At 67.2% G+C, this 18,630-nt stretch carries 16 protein-coding genes; 11 read left to right on the top strand and 5 right to left on the bottom strand.

Translation table 11 applies throughout. The features are described 5' to 3' along the window. The first annotated feature begins 16 nt into the window (after positions 1–16). From BMX85_RS06475 to BMX85_RS06455, 5 genes are all read left to right on the top strand, one after another. Positions 17–1,123 carry a ligase-associated DNA damage response exonuclease gene (locus tag BMX85_RS06475; protein ID WP_090314856.1) on the top strand — a complete coding sequence of 369 codons (1,107 nt, stop codon included), beginning with the start codon at positions 17–19 and terminating at the stop codon, positions 1,121–1,123. Continuing rightward, positions 1,116–2,759, top strand: a complete 1,644-nt coding sequence (locus tag BMX85_RS06470) for an ATP-dependent DNA ligase (RefSeq protein ID WP_090314854.1) — start codon at positions 1,116–1,118, stop codon at positions 2,757–2,759. The genes BMX85_RS06475 and BMX85_RS06470 overlap by 8 nt, the downstream gene beginning before the upstream one ends. Then, complete coding sequence (locus BMX85_RS06465; RefSeq protein WP_090314851.1) at positions 2,756–5,272, top strand: ligase-associated DNA damage response DEXH box helicase; 2,517 nt, start codon at positions 2,756–2,758, stop codon at positions 5,270–5,272. Before BMX85_RS06470 ends, BMX85_RS06465 begins: the two co-directional genes overlap by 4 nt. Positions 5,273–5,322: 50 nt before the next feature. Then, entirely contained in the window at positions 5,323–6,000 is a 678-nt protein-coding gene (gene pdeM, locus BMX85_RS06460; protein ID WP_090315291.1) for a ligase-associated DNA damage response endonuclease PdeM, read from the top strand. 158 nt (positions 6,001–6,158) lie between these two features. Further along, positions 6,159–6,557, top strand: coding sequence for a KGG domain-containing protein (locus tag BMX85_RS06455; RefSeq protein WP_090314849.1), 399 nt, complete (start codon positions 6,159–6,161; stop codon positions 6,555–6,557). Between the two features lie 203 nt (positions 6,558–6,760). On the opposite strand, the gene BMX85_RS06450 is transcribed toward BMX85_RS06455, so the two are convergent. Then, positions 6,761–7,258 (bottom strand): pyridoxamine 5'-phosphate oxidase family protein, encoded by a 498-nt coding sequence (locus tag BMX85_RS06450; RefSeq protein WP_090314847.1) that lies wholly within the window; start codon positions 7,256–7,258, stop codon positions 6,761–6,763. A gap of 215 nt (positions 7,259–7,473) precedes the next feature. Between BMX85_RS06450 and BMX85_RS06445 the strand changes: the two genes are divergently transcribed. The 6 genes from BMX85_RS06445 to BMX85_RS06420 all read left to right on the top strand — a co-directional run bounded on the left by BMX85_RS06445 (position 7,474) and on the right by BMX85_RS06420 (position 15,253). Then, positions 7,474–8,112, top strand: coding sequence for a PepSY-associated TM helix domain-containing protein (locus tag BMX85_RS06445; protein WP_090314845.1), 639 nt, complete (start codon positions 7,474–7,476; stop codon positions 8,110–8,112). Between the two features lie 21 nt (positions 8,113–8,133). Then, the gene (locus tag BMX85_RS06440) at positions 8,134–8,649 is read left to right on the top strand and encodes a DUF2271 domain-containing protein (protein WP_090314843.1); all 516 of its coding nucleotides are present in this window, start codon (positions 8,134–8,136) and stop codon (positions 8,647–8,649) included. A 13-nt stretch (positions 8,650–8,662) separates the two neighbouring features. After that, positions 8,663–9,487 carry a DUF4198 domain-containing protein gene (locus BMX85_RS06435; RefSeq protein ID WP_090314840.1) on the top strand — a complete coding sequence of 275 codons (825 nt, stop codon included), beginning with the start codon at positions 8,663–8,665 and terminating at the stop codon, positions 9,485–9,487. Between the two features lie 39 nt (positions 9,488–9,526). Continuing rightward, a complete protein-coding gene (locus BMX85_RS06430; protein ID WP_090314838.1) occupies positions 9,527–10,579 on the top strand; it encodes an FAD:protein FMN transferase in 1,053 nt (350 codons plus the stop codon). A 4-nt stretch (positions 10,580–10,583) separates the two neighbouring features. After that, positions 10,584–11,945: a sulfite reductase subunit alpha gene (locus tag BMX85_RS06425; protein ID WP_090314837.1), complete on the top strand. Its 1,362-nt coding sequence runs from the start codon at positions 10,584–10,586 to the stop codon at positions 11,943–11,945. Positions 11,946–12,484: 539 nt separating this feature from the next. Next, a complete protein-coding gene (locus BMX85_RS06420; RefSeq protein WP_090314836.1) occupies positions 12,485–15,253 on the top strand; it encodes a TonB-dependent receptor in 2,769 nt (922 codons plus the stop codon). A 124-nt stretch (positions 15,254–15,377) separates the two neighbouring features. Here the strand turns inward: BMX85_RS06420 and BMX85_RS06415 are convergent, their stop codons facing one another. From BMX85_RS06415 to BMX85_RS06400, 4 genes are all read right to left on the bottom strand, one after another. Continuing rightward, positions 15,378–16,685 (bottom strand): DUF2325 domain-containing protein, encoded by a 1,308-nt coding sequence (locus BMX85_RS06415; RefSeq protein WP_090314834.1) that lies wholly within the window; start codon positions 16,683–16,685, stop codon positions 15,378–15,380. A gap of 12 nt (positions 16,686–16,697) precedes the next feature. After that, positions 16,698–17,036, bottom strand: coding sequence for a hypothetical protein (locus BMX85_RS06410; RefSeq protein ID WP_229210300.1), 339 nt, complete (start codon positions 17,034–17,036; stop codon positions 16,698–16,700). A 99-nt stretch (positions 17,037–17,135) separates the two neighbouring features. After that, on the bottom strand, positions 17,136–17,339 hold the full coding sequence (gene hemP / locus BMX85_RS06405; protein ID WP_177196657.1) for a hemin uptake protein HemP: 204 nt from the start codon (positions 17,337–17,339) through the stop codon (positions 17,136–17,138). 225 nt (positions 17,340–17,564) lie between these two features. Then, positions 17,565–18,362 carry a Crp/Fnr family transcriptional regulator gene (locus BMX85_RS06400; RefSeq protein WP_090314832.1) on the bottom strand — a complete coding sequence of 266 codons (798 nt, stop codon included), beginning with the start codon at positions 18,360–18,362 and terminating at the stop codon, positions 17,565–17,567. Positions 18,363–18,630 lie beyond the last annotated feature (268 nt).

Here is an 18,630-nt window from a genome sequence, read left to right as displayed (position 1 = left end):
TTTCTGAAAGCTGTCCATGTCCACAACCGCATCAACCCAATCCGATCTGGTGGTCGTCCGCAAGGAAGGCCTGTATTGCGTGCCGGGCCAGTTCTACATCGACCCCTGGCGGCCGGTGGAACGGGCCGTCATCACCCACGCGCACGGCGACCACGCCCGGGGCGGCCATCAGCACTATCTGACGGCCGAGACGGGCGTGAACGTGGTCAAGTCGCGCCTGGGCCCGATCCACATCGAGGGCCTGGCCTATGGCGAGCGGGTGGTGCACAACGGCGTGACGATCTCGCTGCACCCGGCCGGGCACGTGCTGGGGTCGGCGCAGGTGCGCATGGAGCACCAGGGGCGGGTGTGGGTGGCGTCCGGCGACTACAAGGTCGAGCCGGACAGCACCTGCGCGCCGTTCGAGCCGGTGCGCTGCGATACCTTCATCACCGAATCGACCTTCGGCCTGCCGATCTACCAATGGCAGCCGCAGCAGGAAGTGTACGACGACATCAACGACTGGTGGCGCTCCAACGCCGAGCAGGGCCGCGCCAGCGTCATGCAGTGCTACAGCTTCGGCAAGGCGCAGCGCATCCTGAGCGGACTGGACCCCGACATCGGGCCGATCATCTGCCACGGCGCGGTGCAAACGCTGAACCAGGTCTACCGCGACGACGGCGTGTGGCTGCCGCCGACCGTCATGGTGGGCGAGGTCGACAAGCAGGCCATCGGCCGCGCCATGGTGATCGCGCCGCCGTCGGCGGCCGGCTCGCCGTGGATCAAGCGCTTCGGCGACTTCAGCGACGCCTTCGCCAGCGGCTGGATGCAGCTGCGCGGCGCGCGCCGCCGGCGCGGCGTCGATCGCGGCTTCGTGCTGTCCGACCACGCCGACTGGCCGGGACTGATGCAGGCGATCTCCGCCACCGGCGCCGAGCGCGTGATCGTCACCCACGGCTCGATCCCGGTGCTGGTGCGCTGGTTGCAGCAGCAGGGCTTGCAGGCCAGCGGCTTCGACACCGAATACGGCGATGACGAGGCCGACGAGGTCGCGGCGGCCGGCATTGCGGCCGACCCCGCCGCCACCGCCGCCGCCGGGGCCGACGCCGGCGCCCCCGTGACGCAAGGAGCCGCCGATGCGTGATTTCGCCCGCCTTTACGCGGAACTCGATGAAACGACCTCCACCACCCGCAAGCTGGCGGCGCTGCAAGCCTATTTCACCAGCGCGGCGCCGCAGGACGCGGCCTGGGCCGTGTACTTCCTGGCCGGCGGCAAGCCGCGCCAGGCGGTGCCGACCAAGCTGCTGCGCCAGTTCGCCATCGAATACTCGGGGCTCGACGACTGGCTGTTCGACGAGTGCTACCACGCCGTCGGCGACCTGGCCGAGACCATCGCCCACATCCTGCCGCCGCCCAGCCAGCCGAGCGACATCGGCCTGGCCGACTGGATCGAGCTGGGCATCGCGCCGTTGCGCGGCGCCGCGCCGGAGGCGGTGCGCGCGGCGCTGCTGCTGTACTGGGACCAGCTCGATACGCGCGAGCGCTTCCTGCTGACCAAGCTGATCGGCGGCGGCTTCCGCGTCGGCGTGTCGCGGCTGCTGGTGACGCGCGCGCTCAGCGCCATCGCCAACCTCGACAGCAAGCTGGTGGCGCAGCGCCTGATGGGCTGGACCGACGGCAGCGTCAGCCCGACGGCGGCCGGCTTCCTGCAGCTGATCGCCGCCCACACGCCGGAGGAGCACGCGCAGCGCGGCGGCCAGCCGTATCCGTTCTTCCTGGCGCACGCGCTGCTCGAGCGCGAACCGGCCTCGCTCGGCGAGCTGTCGGACTGGCAGGTCGAATGGAAATACGACGGCATGCGCGCGCAGCTGGTCAGCCGCGAAGGGCAGAACTGGCTGTGGTCGCGCGGCGAGGATTTGATCACCGAGCGCTTCCCGGAACTGGCCGCGCTGCGGCTGCCGGACGGCGTGGTGATCGACGGCGAGATTTTGATCTGGCACGGCGGCAATTCGCCGGCGCCGTTCGCCGACCTGCAAAAGCGCATGGGCCGCAAGCAGGTGTCGGCCCGGCTGCTGGGCGAGTTGCCGGCCGTGCTGGTGGCCTACGACCTGCTGGAGATGGACGGCCGCGACCTGCGCGAGCTGCCGCAGTCGGAGCGCCGCCGCATGCTCGAACAGCTGGTCAACATGCTGCGCGCGCAGCAGGCGGCGCCGCAGCTGCGCCTGTCGCCGCTGATCGCCGCCGACAGCTGGGAGCACCTGGCGCGCATCCGCGAGGAATCGCGCGAGCGCGGCGTCGAGGGCATGATGCTCAAGGCGAACGACGCCAAGTACGGCGTCGGCCGCACCAAGAACGTCGGCACCTGGTGGAAGTGGAAGATCGACCCGTACAGCGTCGACGCCGTGCTGATCTACGCGCAAAGCGGCCATGGCCGGCGGGCCTCGCTGTACACCGACTACACCTTCGCCGTGTGGGAACAGGAGGACGGCGGCGAGCGCAAGCTGGTGCCGTTCGCCAAGGCCTATTCCGGCCTGACCGACGCCGAAATCGCCAAGGTCGACCAGGCCATCCGCAAGACCACGGTGGAAAAATTCGGGCCGGTGCGCAGCGTCACGCCCAGCATGGTGTTCGAGATCGGGTTCGAGGGCATCGCCAGCTCGCCGCGCCACAAGTCCGGCATCGCCGTGCGTTTCCCGCGCATCCTGCGCCAGCGCGACGATAAAACGATCGACGAGGCCGATACCCTCGATACGCTGAAAAGCCTGCTGGCGACGTCATGAGCGGGCTCCCGGGCCCGGTGCCAGCCAAGCTCAAGACCACGGCGGCGGTCGCGCAAACCAAGGCGTGGTTCGCCACGCGCGGCTGGAGCGTGTTCCCGTTCCAGCGCGAGGTGTGGGCGGCGGCGGCGGCCGGCCATTCCGGGCTGCTGCACGCCAGCACCGGCGCCGGCAAGACCTACGCGGTGTGGTTCGCGGCGTTGCAGCGCGCGGCGGCCGTGGCCAAACCCAAGGCCGGATTGAAAATACTGTGGATTACGCCGATGCGGGCGCTGGCCGCCGATACCTTGCGCGCATTGCAGGAGTCGCTGGAGGCGCTGCCGGCACTGGCGGCCGGCGGCAAAACCGGCTGGCAGGTCGAGGCGCGCACCGGCGACTCCAGTTCCGCGCAACGCGCACGGCAGAACAAGAAGCTGCCCGACACGCTGATCACCACGCCCGAAAGCCTGACCCTGCTGCTGAGCAAGGCGGAGGCGGCCACCCAGTTCGCCCAGCTCGACATGATCATCATCGACGAGTGGCACGAGCTGATGGGCAACAAGCGCGGCGTGCAGACGCAGCTGGCGCTGGCGCGCCTGCGCAGGTGGAACCCGTCGCTGCTGGTGTGGGGACTGTCGGCCACGCTGGGCAACCTGGAGCAGGCCAGGCAGGCGCTGATGCCGGACGGCGTCACCGTCGAAGGCCACGTGGCCAAGGAGATCCAGGTCGACACCCTGATCCCGGCCAATCCGTCGCGCTTTCCGTGGGGCGGCCACCTGGGCATCCAGATGCTCGGGCCGGTCATCGCGGAAATCGAAAAACACGCGACCACGCTGGTGTTCACCAACACCCGGTCGCAGGCCGAGCTGTGGTACCAGCACATGCTGGAGGCGCGCCCCGACTGGGCCGGGCTGATCGCGCTGCACCACGGCTCGCTCGACAAGGAAGTGCGCGACTGGGTCGAGCAGGGCTTGAAACAGGGACAGCTGAAGGCGGTGATTTGTACCTCCAGCCTGGACCTGGGCGTCGATTTCCTGCCGGTCGAGCGCGTGCTGCAGATCGGCAGCGCCAAGGGCATCGCCCGGCTGTTGCAGCGGGCCGGCCGCAGCGGCCACGCGCCGGGCCGGATCTCGCGCCTGACCCTGGTGCCGACGCAAAGCATGGAGTTGCTGGAGGCGGCCGGCGCCCGGCAGGCGGTGGCCGCGCGCGACATCGAGGCGCGGCCGGTGCCGGACAAGCCGCTCGACGTGCTGGTGCAGCATCTGGTGACGATGGCGCTGGGCGGCGGCTTCCGCTCCGAGGCGCTGTACGCGGAGGTGCGCACCGCCTGGTCGTACCGCGACCTGGGCCCCGAAGAATGGCAGTGGGCGCTCGACTTCGTCGCGCGCGGCGGCCAGACCCTGGCCGTGTATCCGGAGTACCGGCGCGTGCTGCCGGACGAGGAGGGCGTCTACCGCGTGCCGGACCTGGCGCTCGGCCGGCGCCACCGCATGGGCATCGGCACCATCGTGTCCGACAGCTCGCTGCAGGTCAAGTATCTCAGCGGCGGGCGCATCGGCAGCGTCGAGGAATCGTTCATCTCGCGCCTGAGCAAGGGCGACCATTTCCTGTTCGGCGGCCGCATCCTGGAATTCGTCCGCCTGCACGAGATGACCGCCTACGTGCGGCGCGCCACCGGCGTCAAGAAGGGGGCGGTGCCGCGCTGGCAGGGCGGCAAGATGCCGATGTCGTCCGAGCTGGCGCACGCGGCGCTCGAGCAGTTGCGCCTGGCCACGCTGGACCGCTACGAGGGACCGGAAATGCAGGCGATCAAACCGCTGCTGGAGATCCAGCGGCGCTGGTCGGCGCTGCCGACGCCGGACACCACCGTCGTCGAGAGCATGCACAGCCGCGAGGGCCGCCACCTGTTCATGTTCCCGTTCGCGGGACGCTCGGTGCACATCGGGCTGGCGTCGTTGCTGGCGTGGCGCGTCGGCCGCATGACGCCGGTGACGTTTTCGATCGCCGTCAACGACTACGGCTTCGAGCTGCTGGCGCCGCAGGAGATCGACTGGGCCGTGCTGATCGGCCCCAGCGGCGGCACCGGCGCGAACGTCGACCTGTTCAGCACCGAGCATCTGCTGGAGGACGTGCTGGCCAGCCTGAACGCGACCGAGCTGTCGCAACGGCGCTTCCGCGAGATCGCCCGCATCGCCGGGCTGGTGTTCCAGGGCTATCCGGGACAGCCGAAAAGCGCGCGCCAGCTGCAGGCGTCGTCGCAGCTGTTCTACGCCGTGTTCACCCAGCACGACGCTGGCAATCTGCTACTCACCCAGGCCCAGCGCGAGGTGCTGGAGCAGGAACTGGAATTGAACCGTCTGCGCAATACATTAGAGGCGTTGCAGGCGCGCCAAGTCAGTTATCATGGAACCAAGCGGGCGACGCCATTCGGCTTCGCGCTGATGGTCGAGCGCTTCCGCGAAAAGCTCAGTACCGAAAAACTGTCGGATCGCGTCGCCAGGCTGGTGCGCGAACTTGAAAAGGCGGCCGGACCATGACAATTGCAATCAGCAAGGCACAACAGATGGAGGAAGCCGGCGTCGCCGGCATGGCCGGCACCCTGGCCATCGAACTGGCGGGCGAACAGGTGCTGCTGCTGCCGGAAAAGGCGCTGTACTGGCCGCGCGAGAAAATGCTGATCATCGCCGACATCCACTTCGGCAAGGCGGCCTCGTTCCGCGCGCTGGGCGTGCCGGTGCCGGGCGGCACCACGGCGGCCAACCTGCGCGCGCTCGACGGCTTGCTGGCGCGGCACGCGGTGCGCGAGATCCTGTTCCTGGGCGACTTCCTGCATGCGAAGGCGGCGCACGCCGAGGCGACGATGACGGCGATCCACGGCTGGCGCCTGGCGCGGCCCGCGTTGAAGCTGACGGTGGTGCGCGGCAACCACGACGCCCATGCCGGCGATCCGCCGGCCCGGCTGGCCATCGACATGGTCGACGAACCGCTGCGGCACGCGCCGTTCGCGTTCTGCCACCACCCCGACCTGCTGGTGTCCGGTTATCTGATGGCCGGCCACGTGCATCCGGTGTACCGCTTGCGCGCCGGTTGGGATTCGCTGCTGCTGCCGTGCTTCCTGGTCGGCGAGGGCAGGGTGGTGCTGCCGGCGTTCGGCGCCTTCACCGGCGGCCACCCGGTGCTGCCCGAGCCGGGCGAGCGGCTGTTCGTCAGCAGCGGCGACACCGTGGTCGAGGTGCCTGTCAAACCGCATGTCGCGCCCGCGTAGGCGGGTTGGCATGGTGGAGCGGGCGGCGACCCGGCGTACAAGGAATGGTCCTACATTCTCTGCTGCGCATGTCCTATATTGCGCCGCTGGGCGGTGCACTACGATGACTCCACCTGTGAAGCAAGCAGGGATGACGCGATTCATCCAAGGAGACGATCATGGCGACGAACGATAAGAGTGGTAGCGGCGGTGGAAACCAGGGCGGCGGTCGGGGCGGCAAGCAAGGCGGCAAATCCGGTAACGAGCAGAGCGAGCCAAGAAAACGCGGTTTCGCATCGATGGACCCGGAGCAGCAGCGCCAGATCGCCGCCGAGGGCGGGCGCGCGGCGCATGAAAAAGGCACGGCCCACGAATTCACGTCGGAAGAGGCGCGTCGCGCCGGCGCGATGAGCCACAAAAACGATGCCAACAGTCAAAGCAGCACTGGCGCCTCGCGCGGCGGTTCGGGTGGCGGCAACAAGGCCAGCGCCCGTGTCGAGGATGCTGACGAAGCGGGCGGCGGCGCGGGCCGGGGCGGCAGCCGTTCCGGTTCGGGCGGTTCGGGCTCGAAATCCTGATGTGCGGTTGATGTGCGGCGGGCGCCTTCTGCTCTGGGCCCCGCCGTTTTGAGGCTTGCGGATGCCACGTCCGCAGGCCTTTTTTTTTCGGCTCGCGGTCGATCCGCCGGCCTGGTTAAGCATAGCGAACGCTAACCGCGTGTCTGGCTTTACATGTCCGGCCACACCCAAAGCGCTCGGCCCGGATGCGCTACCGGGCTCGCCTACAGGCAGATCGTGGTGTGGCGTCCCATGGCCATCGGCGCGCGGCCGGTGATGGCGGCGGTGGCGATCTGCACCAGCTGTTTCATCTTGGTCGAGCCGGCGTCCCAGTATTCGGCCGACTCGATGCGCACGCGGATCAGGGTCAGGTGCGGATCGTCGACGCCTTCGGGGAACCAGCTGCGCGCCGCCGCGTTCCACAGCTCGCGCGCCTTGGCGCGGTCCTTGAGCACATAGGCGCGTCCGGAAATGGACAGGTAGAGGTTGCGTTCCGGGTCGGAGTAGCTGATATTGACGCCTGGATTCCGAGGCAGGTCGAGCATGAAGGCCGCTTCGTCGGAGGCGAAGAACCACAGGTTGCCCTCGTTGTCGATCTGCTGGGTGGTCAGTGGACGGCTGGTGAGCACGTGTTCCGCGTCGAAGGTGGTGAACATGCCGAAGCGCACATCCTTGATCTTGGCGGAGATGGTGTTGATCTGGTCTTGCGAATACAGCGGCATGATGCGCCTCCATGACAAAAGGATGATTTGGTCCCAGCTTACGTGTCGCCCGGGCCGCAGTCTGTACGCGCTCTCACGCTGGCGTGAGGCCAGTGTAACCGGCGAACTTTACACAGGCGTTACATTGGACAGGTTGACAACGTAAATGATAATAATTATCATTTGTGTTTGTGCCTGGCTCAAGGGCAATACTTTTACCGGATCGAGGACATGTTTTGAGCGCTCAACAAGCCAGCAATGCCAGCCGCGCGGTATGGCTGAAGAACCTGCACCAGTGGCACTGGATCAGCTCGGCCTTATGCCTGCTCGGCATGTTTTTGTTCAGCATTACCGGCATCACCCTGAACCACGCTTCCCAGATCGAGGCCAAGCCGTCCATCGTGCGCCAGCAGGCCACGGTGCCGGCCGCGCTGGCGGCGCAGTTGCGCGCCTACGCCGCCGACCACGACGGCGCCAGGGAGCCGCTGCCGGCGGCCGCCGAACAATGGCTCAGCGACACCTGGAAGGTGCAGGCCGGCGGCCGCGCCGCCGAATGGGCCGCCGACGAAGTCTACCTGCCGATGCCCAAGGCCGGCGGCGACGCCTGGGTGCGCATCGCGCTGGAGGACGGCGCGGCCGAATATGAAAAGACCGACCGCGGCTGGATCTCGTGGCTCAACGACGTCCACAAGGGCCGCAACACCGGCGCCGCGTGGAACTGGTTCATCGACATCTTCGCCGGCGCCTGCCTGGTGTTTTGCATCACTGGATTGCTGATCCTGAAGTTCCACGCCGCCAACCGGCCGTTCACGTGGCCGATGGTCGGGCTGGGTATTTTGATTCCGTTTGTCATCGCTTTGCTGTTCATCCATTAACCATCTCTCTTCGGGTACTCCATGAAATTACGTTATTCCATCGCGTTGAGCCTGCCGCTGGCCAGCGCCTCGGCCATGGGCGCCGACCTGGCCCTCAAACTCGACGTGCCGCAATTGAACGTGGCCGAATACCACCGCCCCTACATCGCCGCGTGGCTGGAGAACGCCGACCAGAAAGTGGTGACCAACCTGGCCGTGCTGTATGACACCAAGAAGAAGGACAACGCCGGCACCAAGTGGCTCAAGGACATGCGCCAGTGGTGGCGCAAGAGCGGGCGCGACGTCGAGATGCCGATGGATGGCGTCAGCGGCGCGACCAAGGCGCCGGGCGAAGTGTCGCTGACCTTCCCGGGCGCCAAGGCGGCGCTCGACAAGCTGCCGGCCGGTAACTACACCTTGCTGGTCGAGGCGGCGCGCGAGGCCGGCGGCCGTGAAGTGGTCAAGGTGCCGCTGCAGTGGCCGCCGAAGGCCAAGCAAGACCTCAAAGGCCAGGGCAAGGAAGAGCTGGGCGCCGTCGTTGTACAACTGAAACCATAAGAAAGCAGGGGACATGTCTACACTCAAAAAATCGCTGGTGGCGCTGGCGCTGGCCGGCATCGCGCTGAGCGCGCACGCCCACAAGCCGTGGCTGCTGCCGACGTCGACCATCGTCGAGGGCAAGGAAGCCTGGGTCACGATCGACGCCGCCATCTCGGAGGGCCTGTTCGACGTCGACCACCAGCCGCTCAAGATCGACACGGTCGTCATCACCGGCCCGGACGGCGCCAAGCTGGAAAAGCAGAACGTCGCCAACGGCAAGATGCGCAACAGCTTCGACCTCAAGCTGCCGAAACCGGGCACGTATAAAATCGAGCTGGTGTCGAAGAACGTGTTCGGCAGCTACAAGAACGCGGCCGGCGAGATGAAGCGCTTCCGTGGCACCGAGGACACCCTGGCCAAGGACGTGCCGGCCGACGCGACCGAGGTCAAGCTCACCCGCACCGACAGCCGCCTGGAGACCTTCGTCACCACCGGCGACCCGGACCTGGCGGTGTTCAAGACCACCGGCGTGGGCCTGGAGATGGTGCCCGTCACCCATCCGAACGACCTGCGCGCCGGCGAGAAGGCGACCTGGCGTTTCCTGCTCGACGGCAAACCTGCGGCCAACCAGGGCGTGAGCCTGATCCCGGGCGGCGTGCGCTATCGCGGCACGCTGGGCGAGATCCGCCAGAACACCGACGCCAAGGGCGAGCTGACGTTCACCCTGCCGGCGGCCGGCATGTACATGGTCAGCAGCAGCTGGCCGGCGGCCGCGCCGCAGGCGCAAGGGCAGCCGCCGCAGATGGCGCCGCGCCGCGCCAGCTACGCGGCGACGGTGGAAATCCTGCCGGAGTAATCCGGCCCGTTGCTCCACCTTCACGTCGACAAGGTCCGCATGCGCCGGGTTCTGCTGCCTCACCATATCTCCGAAGACCCGGCGCCGGCGGGCGGCGTCGTCCGCGATTTCGCCGGCCGCAGCATGGGCACCGGCTGGTCGGTGCGGCTGGTGGCCGCGCCCGGCCACCTTGCGCTCGACCATCTGCAACACGGGCTGCAGCAGCAGCTCGATGCCATCGTGGCCGAAATGAGCCACTGGGAAACCGATTCCGACCTGGGCCGCTTCAACCGCGCCGAGGCGGGCAGCTGGCTGGCCTTGCCGCCGGCTTTCTTCGACGTGCTGTCGTTCGCGATGGGCGTGGCGCGCGAGTCCGGCGGCGCCTACGATCCGTGCGCCGGCGCCCTGGTCAACCTGTGGGGCTTCGGGCCGTACGGGCGCTTCGACCAGCCGGAATTCGTCGCCCCTTCGGCCGACGAGATCGCCGTCGCGCGCACCCAGCTGGCCGCCGCCGGCGTGCGGCTCGAGCGCGCGGGGCGCAAGGCGCTGCAGCCGGGCGGCGTGCAGCTCGATCTGTCGGCCGTGGCCAAGGGCTACAGCGTCGACCGGCTGGCCTATTTCCTGAAAACGCAGGGTATCGAACACTACCTGGTCGAGGTCGGCGGCGAGCTGCGCGGCGCCGGCGTCAAGCCGGACGGCCAGCCGTGGTGGGTGGCGCTCGAGGAGGTGGCGGACCGGCTGCCGGACGCGCCGATGCGTGCGGCGCCGGCCGTGGAGCAGCCCGCTTCGCTGGTGCTGGCGCTGCACGGCCTGGCGGTCGCCACGTCGGGCGACTACCGCCGCTACTTCGAGCTCGGCGGCCGGCGCTATTCGCACACCATCGATCCGCGCAGCGGCATGCCGATCGCCAACGACCTGGCGTCCGTCACCGTGGTGCACGGCCAGTGCATGGCCGCCGACGCCTGGTCCACCGCGCTGACGGTGCTGGGCGCCGAACAGGGCCTGGCGCTGGCCGAACGCCAGGGGCTGGCGGCGCGCTTCGTGGTCCGCGACGCCGGCGGCGGCTTCACCGAACATCTGAGTTCCCATTTACGCGGCATGCTGAACGAATAACCGAATGATCTGGACCGACGACCCGACCCGATTGATGCTGGTGGCGGCACTGGGCGCCGGCTATGGCCTGGCGTGCCTGCTGCCGTATCTGCGCCACCGCCGCAAGCGGCAGGCCGCGCTGCGCGCCAAGGCCGAGGCGGCCGCCGCCCCCGGGTGGATCGTCGCCTACGCCAGCCAGACCGGCAACGCCGAGGCGCTGGCGCAGCAAACCCTGGCGACGTTGCGGCTGGCCGGCATCGCCGCCCAGCTCAGCGAACTGTCCGAACTCGACGCCGACGACCTGCGCCGCGCCGAGCGCATCCTGTTCCTGGTCAGCACCTATGGCGAAGGCGACGCGCCCGACGCCGCCGCCGCCTTCGCCGGCCGCCTGATGACCACCGAATTGCCGCTGGCGCACCTGCATTACGCCGTGCTGGCGCTGGGCGACAGCGCCTACGCCCGGTTCTGCGGCTTCGGCCGGGCGCTGGACGCCTGGCTGGCCGCGCGCGGCGCGCACAGCCTGTTCCCGCGCATCGAGGTCGACCGCAGCGCCGACGCCGCCGTCGCGCTGTGGCGCCAGCAGTTGAGCCACCTGGCCGGCACCAGCGACGCGCCGGACTGGAGCGCGCCGGCGTTCGCGGACTGGACCTTGCGCGCGCGCACCGAACTCAATTCCGGCAGCGCCGGCGCGCCGCTCTACCACCTGGAGCTGGCGCCGCCCGGCGGCGTGTTGCCGGACTGGCAGTCGGGCGACCTGGTGCAGATCGCCGCCCCGGCCGAGCCGTCGCGTCCGCGCGAATACTCGATCGCGTCGATCCCGGCCGACGGCGCCGTGCAGTTGCTGGTGCGCCTGCACAGCCACGACGACGGCAGCCACGGCGTGGCCTCCGGCTGGCTGACGCGCCAGGCCGAGCCGGGCGGGACGGTGCGGCTGCGGCTGCGCCAGCACCGCCGCTTCCGGCTCGAGGACAACGCGCGCCGGCCCTTGATCCTGATCGGCAACGGCAGCGGCATCGCCGGGCTGCGCGGCCACCTCAGGGCGCGCGCGCTGGCCGGGCAGGGGCGCAACTGGCTGCTGTTCGGCGAGCGCAACAGCGCCCACGACTTCCATTACCGCGACGAGCTCGAGGCGCTGCACCGGGCGGGGCGGCTCGAGCTCGACCTGGCCTGGTCGCGCGACGGCGGCGCGGCGCGCTATGTGCAGGACCTGCTGCCGGCGCGGGCGGACAAGTTGCGGGCCTGGGTGGACGACGGCGCCGCGATCTATGTCTGCGGCAGCCTGGAGGGCATGGCCGCCGGCGTCGACCAGGCGCTCGAGACGATACTGGGGAGTGTTCGATTGGCTGGATTGGCCGCCGAAAAGCGTTACCAGCGTGACGTGTACTAGCTGGCGTGGAGACACGGGACGCCGAGGTGGTACTTCAGGTTGTTGACCGGGCAATCGCTCCGCCGGGCCGCGTAGCATTCCTGGCGGCACCGGCGAGGTTTCATTTTCGATACATTGGTGACTGAAAGGCGCCGCCGGCGCGACCTTTATTGACAGAAATCGTCATATTGTCGTTGGGATATATATATCAATGTGGTGAAAACGCAACGCTTGCATATGGCAAAAGGGGGATATCGCAAAACAAAGTTTATTCGTAACGGCGACTATCGGAATTATCCACATTTCTATTCGCTTTGCTTTATTGTTTCGTAAAATTGCCTTAAAACATCCCCAGTTTGTGACAAAGCCGTTACATAATCTTCGGTTGATGAGCAAGGATAGTCCTTACGTACTCGTCGCCGAGCCTGATCCTTTTCCGTCCTGCGTTGCGGCCCCCAGTGGCCGAATACCGCGCCAGGCCTGTCTTGGCCGCAGAGCGCGAAGCGCACGCATTCACCTTGCTCATGTAGTTTATATAACCACATTACAGGGAGTAGTGAATGATTTTGCAAGAGAAAGTCGGCGCCCGTTCGGTTCGCCTGGCACTCGCAGTCCTGGCCGGTACGACGATGTTCGCAGGTCAGGCGTCGGCACAAGAGCAAGCCATCCAGAAAGTGGAAATCACCGGTTCGGCCATCAAGCGCATCAACGTTGAAGGCGCCCTGCCGGTGCAGCGCCTGAGCTCGGAGCAGATCGCCAAGACCGGCGCTACTTCGGTCGCCGAACTGATCCAGGCCCTGCCTTCGATGCAAGGTTTCACCGTCGCCGCCATCGCGGCCGGCACCAACTCCGGCGGCCGCGTGTCCGCCTCGATCCACGACATCGGCGAAAGCTACACGCTGGTGTTGCTGAACGGCCGCCGCATCGCCCCGCAAGGCTCGGGCTCCGCGATCAACCTGAACGCCATTCCGATGAGCGCGGTTGAACGTGTCGAGATCCTGACCGACGGCGCTTCGGCCCTGTACGGTTCGGACGCCATCGCCGGCGTGATCAACTTCATCCTGAAGAAAAACCTGCAAGGCGGCAGCATCGAAGCGACCGCCAGCCAGCCCGGCCAAAGCCGCGCCGGCCAGTCCAGCAACTTCAGCGCCACCTATGGTTTCGGCGACCTCGACACGAACCGCTACAACGTCTTGCTGTCGGCCCGCCACGACGAGAACAGCCGCGTCAAAGCGACCGACCGCGACTTCGCCAACAGCTCGTTCCTGCCATTCAGCTGGAACGGCCAGAACTACATCCACGACCGTTCGAGCACCTCGGCCGTGCCGGCCAACGTCGCCGTGGCCTACCGCGACGGCCGCACGCCGACGTCGACCTCGTCGATCGGCTTCAATCCGTACCGCAACATCAACGGCCAGTGCGGCCCGATGAACCAGCCGTCCAAGAACAACACGGCCACCGTGCAGAACTGCGGCTTCGATTCGGCTTCGACCGTCGAGATCGTACCGGCATCCCAGCGTGACACCGTGTTCGCCAAAGGCACGGCCAAAGTCGGCGAGACCTTCGAAGTGTTCGTCGAGGCCGCCTACTCGCGCATGGACCTGACCGCCCGCATCGCGCCGAACACCGCGTCGATCGCGCTGGCCAAAGGCTCGCAGCTGTACAACAACTACGTGCGTCCATACCTGACCACCGCGCAAGACGCCAACCTGTCGAGCGCCACGGCCACCTACCGCACCTACGACTGGGGCACCCGCGACAGCCAGACCATCACCGAAGCGAAGCACCTGGTGCTGGGCGCCGAGGGCGAGATCGGCGCGTGGAGCGTCGGCACCGGCCTGACCTGGTCCGAGAACTCGATCGACGAGCGCTATCAGGGCGGCTATGTGAAGAACGCCGAGTTCCGCAGCATGCTGGCCAACAACCAGTTCAACCCGTTCCTGGCCGCCGGCGCGCAAAGCGACGCCACCAAGCAATTGATCGCCAACTCGGTGTTCAAGGGTTCGATCCGCGAAGCGTCGACCACGCTCAAGGGCATCGACTTCCGCGGCTCGCGCGAGCTGGTCCAGCTGCCGGCCGGCGCGGCCAACGTCGCCCTGGGCGGCGACTACCGCAACTACCACTACAAGCAAACCCCGAACGCGACCTCGTCGGACATCTACGGCTTCAGCGCTTCGCCGGCCTACGACATGGAGCGTGACAACTACGGCGCCTTCGCCGAGTTGAACGTGCCTGTGATCAAGAGCATCGAAGTGACGGCCGCGGCGCGTTACGACACCATCGAAGCGGTCAAGAACCACATCGCCAACCGCGAAATGGGCAGCAAGGAATCGGCCAGCACCTACAAGGTGTCGGCCCGTTGGCAGCCGACCCAGTCGTTCCTGATGCGCGGTTCGTACGGCACCGGCTTCAAGGCGCCGTCGATGCTCGACATCGGCCAGCCACTGGTGGCGGCCGGCTTCACCGCCTCGCCGTTCGAATGCCCGGCCAACCTGGCGGCGGAAAACTCGTCGTACTGCCGCGTCGGCAAGAGCCAGTACAACGTGCTCTCCGGCGGCAACGAGAACCTCAAGCCCGAGAAGTCGAAGCAATTCACCGTGGGCTTCCGTTTCGAGCCGACCTCGTCGTTCTACGTCCAGGCCGACCTGTGGGACGTGAAGATCCGTGACGCCGTCTCGGCGGTGTCGGAAGCGCAGATCTTCGCCGATCCGGTCCAGTTCCGCGACCTGTTCACCACCTTCGTCGAACCGGGCAGCGGCCAGACCTTGTGGGCCAAGAAAACGCTGTCGGTCAACATCGGCCAGACGCACAACCAGGGTATCGACTGGGAAACGACCTACCGTCACCGCTTCGGTTTCGGCAACCTGAGCACCACGCTGAACGGCACCTACCTGCTGAAGTCGGACTACACCCGTCCGGGCACGAGCAACGACTGGGTCAACAGCATGAACTTCTTCGGCATCAACGATGCCGTGTCGTTCCGCCACGTGATCCGCCTGGCCACCACGCTCGACACCGGCGCGTTCTCGAACTCGCTGATCGCCAACTACCGCAACGGTTACACCGACGCGTCGGCGACGTCGTTCAACCTGGGGACCAACAAGAACGAAACGTTCCGTATCGAAGTGCCGTCGTACCTGACGTTCGACTGGCAGGGCAAGTGGCAAGCGACCAAGCAGTTCGGTCTGCGCGCCGGCGTGAAGAACATCGCCGACCGCAATCCGCCGCTGTCGCTGCGCGCCTCGTCCGGCCACCAGATCGGCTACGACGCACGCTACGCCGATCCGATGGGCCGTACGTTCTACCTGACCGGCAACTACACCTTCTAAGCCGGCTGCGCGCTTAGCAAGCGAAAGCCCCCACCAGCCTGAACCCGGTTAAGACCGTGTTCAGCGCGGGTGGGGGCTTTTTTTGTTTCGGGAAGTGGCGGCGCGCGGGCGCGCGCCGGGCGACCTACGGCTCGGCGCCGGCCTGCTCCAGGCCGCGCGCCAGGCTCGAGATGCTGGGGTTGTCGATGAACACGCAGCGCGTGCCCGTGCGCTTGCAATAATCCTTGACCCGCCAGTAGGCGCTGTGGCTGATGCAGCCGGTCTGGCAGATCACCAGGTCGGCCGCCGCCAGGCTGGCGTCGAGGCGGTTGGCGTTGTCCTCCAGGCCGCCGTCGTGGTGGGCGAACTGCGCGCCCTGTTGCTCGATCAGCTCGCGGTAGGTGGCGACGTTGCCCGAGCGCCCGCCGACGCACAGCACGGCCCGGTCGCTGAGGCGCAGCGGCATCTTCATGACATGCTCGACCACCTGGCGCGTTTCCTCCTGGATCGGCGCCGGCGGCTCGACGGCGCGCAGCGCCTCGGTCTTGAGCTCGGCGATCTGCTGGCGCAGCGCGCGCTCGCGCTCGTCCATCTGGGCCAGCCGCTCGGCCAGCTTGGCGCGCGTTTCCAGGCCCGGGATCGATTCCTTCAATTGTTCGAGCTCGGTGCGCAGCGAGTCGACCAGGCTGTCCTTGCCCACCAGTTGCGCGCGCAGCTGCATCAGTTGCGTGGCGTGGCGCTCGGCGTCGGCGCTCTTGTCGGCCAGCAGGGCGGCGGCGCGCTGCTGCGCCTTGCCGAGGTCGTGCGCCAGGCGCGTGTTCTCGGCCAGGGTGGCGTTGAACTTGCCGATGTCGGCGCGCACGCAGGCGCCGGCCTGGTGTTGCACCATGTGCAGGTCGCGGCACATTTGCTCCTCCAGCTCGCTGCTGCAGCGCGGGTGCGTCAGGCCGGCCCAGAAGGCGCCGGCGACGTCGCCGTTGGCCACGGCGGTGCGCCACAGCTCGCCGACCTGTTCGGTCGTCTTGGCGCCGCGGAAGCGCAGCAGCACGGCCGCATAGCGGCGTTCCAGTTCCTTTTGCAGCGCCTCGGACAGCCGGTTGCGGTTGGCGCACTCGGTGACCGCGCCGACGTGCACTTCGTAATCATCGGCCACGACTTTGCCGCTTGTCACCTTGTCGACCAGCTTGCGCAGCACGCCCAGCGGGAAGCCGACGCCGACCAGCGGGCAGTGGCAGGCGTGGCCCAGCTCCCACAGGCGGCGGCGGCGCGAGGTGTGCGGCTCCGGCTCGCCGGCGAGGATGTCCGCGACGTTGTTGATGACCGGTTTGACCACTTGCCGGGCGCGGTGCGGGTCGGTGCCGGGCTGGCTTTGCGCCGGGGCCGGGTTGGCCGTGCCCAGGCGCGGCATGGCGGCGGCGACGATGGCCGCCAGCGGATCGTGTTTTTCGCACATCGGGTCGTCTCCTCAGGCGGTGGCCGGCGTGCTGCGGGCGCGCGCCATGATGCGGCTGAGGAAGTTGCTTTTCTCCTGCTCATGCATATTGCGTTCGACCACCGTGGCCCACTGCTCGGACAGCTGCTGGCAGGTGGCGCTGAGCACCGGCGCCAGGTCCGGCAGGCCGGCCAGCGCCTTCAGGTGGCGTTCGATGACCGAGGCCAGCTTGACGCAGCCGCCGGGCGCGTCGGCGCTGGCCGTGTAGTGCGACATCAAATGCAGCACGGCGGACAGCATCAGTTCTGGATTGTGTCCGCCCGGTCCCTGTGGCGGGGCAAGAAAAATCGGATTGCTACGGTCTATGGCCATCAAACGCTCCTGGGTCGAATTGGGAGTGCGGCTGGCGGTGCGGCTGGCGACTCGGGGGAGTGGGCGCGGCGGCGCCCGGGGCAAACAACATTAAGGAAATCAGGCTGTCAGGATCAGCTTGTTGAGCTGCGTGACGCGCAGGCGATAGACGCGGCCGGCGTGTTCGATCTCGAGTTCGCGGCCGCCCTCCATCAGGCCGGTGCTGTTGACGCGCTTGACGGGCGACACCGCCGAGGACACCACGGCGTGGGAGGGGCGGGCTGGTTGCACCAGGGGCATGGACATCGGCAAGGTCGTGGTCATCGTCGTTTCTCCTTTAAATAAGAATGATTCGTATTTGCATTCATTATTGTGGAAGGCGGGACGGAATGCAAGCCTTATTTGAAATGAAAGTGACGCGGAATAGCGTGCGGCGTGCCGTGGCGCGCCGGCCCGGCGCGGGCGCGGGATCACGTCCGGAAGATGTAAAAAAAAGCCCGGCGGGGAAGCCGGGCCCAAGGCTGGGTGATTGCCCGATACGGCCGGGGCCTACAGCGCCGCGAGCAGTTGGCCGGGCGTGACCGCCTCGCCCGCCTTGCTCTTGGCCGCGGCCAGTTGTTTGGCGCGGGTGCGCGACGGCGGCAGGCGCCGAAGGGTCTTGAGCGCCTCCGGGTCCTTGATGCCGATGGTGCGCTGGTCGACGCTGATGAGGCCGATTTCGTTGAAGGCCGACAAGGTGCGGCTGACCGTTTCCAGCGTCAGGCCCAGGTAGCTGCCGATCTCGTGGCGCGTCATGCGCAGGTTGAACAGCTTGCTCGAGTAGCCCATCTGCGCGAAACGGTCCGCCAGCGACACCAGGAAGCGCGCCACGCGCGCCTCGGCGCTGAGCGCGCCCAGCATGCCGATCATCGCCTGTTCGCGCACCAGTTCGCGGCTCATGACGCCGTACATCATGTTCTCCAGTTCCAGGTGCACGCGGCCGAGCGCGGTGAGCTTCTTGAACGGCAGCAGGATCAGGTCGCAGTCCGACAGCGCCACCGCCTCCGACGAGTAGTGGCGGGTGTGGATGCCGTCGACGCCGAGCATGTCGCCCTTCATCGGGAAGCTGAGCACCTGTTCGTTGCCGAACTCGTCGATCAGCACGGTCTTCAGGAAGCCCGAGTTGACGATATACAAGGTGTCGAACGGCTGGCCGATGGTGTGGATGCGCTGGCCGGTTTTGAACTGCACGTGCTGGAACAGCAGTTCCTCGGTCGAGACCGAGACGGCCGCCGGGATGTGCAGCAGGTCGCAGACCTCCTTCAGGTTCGACCACAGCCGCCCCTGACGCTGGCGGCCTGCTTCCATCGACGAGGATTGCACCGTCGCGGTGGTGACTGGGCGAATTTCAGACGTTTGCGTTGACAGCATGTTGATCTCCTGATCAGGTAACTCTGTTCGTTAGGCCGGGGAACGCTGATTGCATGACATTTTGTACAGCAAGTGTTCCGTATGGCATCTCGGTGCACCGCATGTAGCCTTGCAGCATCAATCGTGTGGTTTCAGTATGCCAACAGAGGGAGGAGATAGATATCAGCAATGGCTGAATATGGGAGTAGGCGTCAGCGCACGGATG

The organism is Duganella sp. CF517, assembly GCF_900110275.1.
Lineage (GTDB): Bacteria > Pseudomonadota > Gammaproteobacteria > Burkholderiales > Burkholderiaceae_D > Rugamonas.
The sequence above is the reverse complement of the archived record's forward strand: the minus strand, read 5'-3'. Positions and strand labels throughout refer to the sequence as shown.